2 protein-coding genes are annotated in these 1,057 nt (G+C 50.0%); one reads left to right on the forward strand and one right to left on the reverse strand.

Annotated features, from left to right (window positions below; genetic code table 11):
* Window positions 1–409 (reverse strand): GNAT family N-acetyltransferase (locus PX484_RS06835; protein WP_288103241.1); only part of this gene is annotated, 409 nt, incomplete at its 3' end.
* A gap of 211 nt (window positions 410–620) precedes the next feature.
* Between PX484_RS06835 and PX484_RS06840 the strand changes: the two genes are divergently transcribed.
* Window positions 621–1,057 (forward strand): DNA recombination-mediator protein A (locus PX484_RS06840; protein WP_288103243.1); only part of this gene is annotated, 437 nt, incomplete at its 3' end.

The following is a 1,057-nucleotide window of genomic DNA, read 5'->3' on the forward strand; positions in this document are numbered from 1 at the left end:
CTAGACAATAACGCAGTAATTGCGCCCCGATGCCCTTGGGTTCGCTTAAAGACTCCCCTGGATGCACCCGCACCTGTTCCACCCGCCAAGTGCTGCGACTACTATTAAAAGGGGTGACTTGGATTGCCCCGCGAATTTTCCTTTCTTCTCCCCGATCCGCCGTAGACTCAGCTACATAGACATGAAAACGGTGTTGGAGAGGATTGGGAAAAAGACTGAGAATTTTAAACAACCCAAACCAAGGGCGCACCCGTTGCACCTGCGTGCGGAAATTTTGGGCGCGACGATCAATATCCTCATCGAAGTCATCTAGGGTTAAAGCTTCAATGTCTTCCAAATCCCGATATTGTACGGGACGGATTGGGCGATCGCTAAAATCGTCCCCTTGGGGAACAGGAGAAGTGGTCATGGCTCTGGGGTAAATATCGTCTATGCACCTATCTTACCGTAGAATCTAGAGGCACTTCCCCACCAATAACAATTTCTGAGGGATCATAGGGGACCACCACAGAAAGAACACCTCGATCGGTAGCTGGGGTTTTCTGGCCAAATTTCCGATCATGACAATTCGATGCTACAATAACGGACGGTTAATCAGTCCGAATTTGCAGTAAAAGTCTTTGAGTCAATCTGTAGATACCACTAACACCCTAGACACTCTAGCTCAAGAACTAGCCGCCATTCAGCAGACCGGTTCTAAGCGCGTCGCCTTATTGGGTTCCCGTCACGTTCCCATCACACACCAGCAATTGATCGAAATGATGGCCTATGCCCTCGTGCTGGGGGGCAATCGGATTATGACCTCCGGGGCGACGGGAACCAATTCCGCCGTCATTAAGGGGGCAATGCGGGCAGATCCTAATCTGTTAACCGTGATCTTACCCCAAAGTCTCGATCGCCAGCCCCTGGAATCCCAAGAACAACTCCAGCAGGTTATCCATCTGGTGGAATGTCCCGAAAATGACCATCTATCCCTAGGGGAAGCCAGCAGCCTCTGTAATCGCGAGATTATCAATCGTTGTCAACAGTTAATCTGTTTTGCTTTCCACGACAGTCA

Source organism: Microcystis sp. M49636_WE2, assembly GCF_030065375.1.
In the GTDB taxonomy this organism is placed as follows: Bacteria; Cyanobacteriota; Cyanobacteriia; order Cyanobacteriales; family Microcystaceae; genus Microcystis; species Microcystis aeruginosa_C.